This window comes from Micrococcus sp. KRD096, from assembly GCF_017168495.1.
Taxonomy (GTDB): domain Bacteria; phylum Actinomycetota; class Actinomycetes; order Actinomycetales; family Micrococcaceae; genus Micrococcus; species Micrococcus luteus.
Map to the genome: position 1 here is coordinate 180,498 of NZ_JABFAY010000017.1, position 1,513 is coordinate 182,010.

General features: G+C 74.9%; 1 protein-coding gene. It reads left to right on the forward strand.

The features are described 5' to 3' along the window. Positions 1-182: 182 nt before the first annotated feature. Positions 183-1,400, forward strand: a complete 1,218-nt coding sequence (locus J1M41_RS08660; protein WP_206451576.1) for a glycosyltransferase family 1 protein — start codon at positions 183-185, stop codon at positions 1,398-1,400. The last annotated feature ends 113 nt before the right edge of the window (positions 1,401-1,513 follow it).

A 1,513-nucleotide genomic window follows, 5' to 3' on the forward strand; every position in this document is an offset into this window, starting at 1 on the left:
GCGCAGCGGGGCGGGAACTCACCCGTCCATGGTGCCACCCGACTCCGGGCGGCGCCTGGGCGGGGGCGGGCCGTGCGGGCCGGTGCGACGACCGTCACGTGCCCCGAGAGTTCACCGCGGGGTCACCGGGCCGTCGTCGGAGGGTGTCCCGGCCGTGGTCCGGGGTCCTTAGCGTCGGCCACGTGCGTGTCGTCCTGGTCGCCGAATCGTTCCTGCCCCATATGAACGGGGTCACCAACTCCCTCCTCCAGGTGCTGCGCCACCTGCGGGAGCGGGGCGACGAGGCGATGGTGATCGCCCCGGCCGCCTCGTGGTCCGCCGGGTGGACCCAACGCGCGGGCGCCGGTGAGGCCCCCCGCGAGGTCGAGGGCTTCCCCGTGCGCACCCTGCCCTCCGTGCCCCTGACCGGGTACGCCTCCGTGCGGGTGGCCGCCGGCACGGTGGGCCGGCTGCGCGGCATGCTCGCCGACTTCGCCCCGGACGTGGTGCACATCGCCTCCCCCTTCGTGCTGGGCTGGCGCGCGGTGCAGGCAGCCGAGGAGCTCGGCATCCCCTCCGTGGCCGTCTACCAGACCGAGGTCCCCGGCTACGCGGCCCGGTATGGCGCCCCGTGGCTGGAGGACGTGCTGTGGAGCCACGTGGCGCGCCTGCACAACATGGCGACGCTGACGCTCGCGCCGTCGTCGTTCACCGTCCGGCAGCTGCACCGCCAGGGGGTGCGACGCGTGCACCTGTGGGGCCGCGGCGTCGACTCCCGCCGATTCCATCCCGCCAAGCGGGACGAGGCGCTGCGCGCCGAGCTCGCCCCGAACGGCGAGAAGCTCGTGGGCTTCGTGGGGCGGCTGGCGCACGAGAAGCAGGTCGGGGACCTGCGGGTGCTCTCGGACCTGCCGGGCACCCGCCTCGTGGTCATCGGCTCCGGGCCGCTGCGCGAACAGCTCGAGCGGGAGCTGCCCGGCGCGCACTTCGCCGGCTTCCAGGGGGGCGAGGACCTCGCACGCCACGTGGCGAGCCTGGACCTGTTCGTGCACCCCGGCGAGTCCGACACCTTCGGCCAGACGCTGCAGGAGGCGATGGCCTCGGGCGTGCCCGTCGTCGCCGTCGGCCGCGGCGGCCCCCTCGACATCGTGGACGTCTCCCGCACCGGCTGGCTCTACCCGCCCGGCGAGCTGAGCGAGCTGCGCCGCCACGTCGCGGACCTCGTGTACGACGACGTCAAGCGGGCCGCGTTCGCCGACGCGGCGTGGGCGTCGGTGCAGGGCCGTACCTGGCCGGTGCTGTGCGAGCAGCTCGTGGGCTACTACGAGAAGGCGATCGCGGTGCAGGAGCGCCGCCGCGTGGAGCTGGCCCGCCGGCTGCTGACGGCGCCGGCGCTGCTGGCCACGCGCGTGTTCGGCTGAGCCCCGGGCCGGACGCCGGGCGGCCCGGGTCTCGCGTCCGGAGCCGTGGCTAGGGTGGCGGGCATGGACCTGTCTCTTTTATACCCCTTTCCCTGCCCACCATACCCCCTCTC